1 protein-coding gene is annotated in these 268 nt (G+C 68.3%); it reads right to left on the bottom strand.

The window, feature by feature from the left end; all coding sequences use genetic code 11:
- The coding region (locus FLQ44_RS16385; RefSeq protein WP_147695271.1) for a DUF8437 domain-containing protein at positions 1 to 268 on the bottom strand (268 nt) is incomplete at both ends.

Raw genomic sequence — 268 nt, 5'->3', positions numbered from 1 at the left:
CGCTGTCGCCCTCCCTCACGGTATCCAAACTCTGCGGCACCCGGCTGTTGAGCGCGTCGGCCAGAAGCTCGCCGGCGTGCCGCCGATCCGTGCCCCATTCCGAGGTGCCGGCAGCAGTGTACCCAAGCTGTCGCGCCTCGACCGTCCAGGAGGCGAGCTCCGGCATGTGGCGGATTCGGATGTCGGCGCCCATTATCTCCTTGACGAAGGCGACAATGTCGGCGGCGGGAATCCACGGCGCGCCCAGACGCGCCGTGATATCGGACGG

The organism is Vogesella mureinivorans (genome assembly GCF_007644035.1).
In the GTDB taxonomy this organism is placed as follows: domain Bacteria; phylum Pseudomonadota; class Gammaproteobacteria; order Burkholderiales; family Chromobacteriaceae; genus Vogesella; species Vogesella mureinivorans.
The sequence above is the reverse complement of the archived record's forward strand: the minus strand, read 5'-3'. Positions and strand labels throughout refer to the sequence as shown.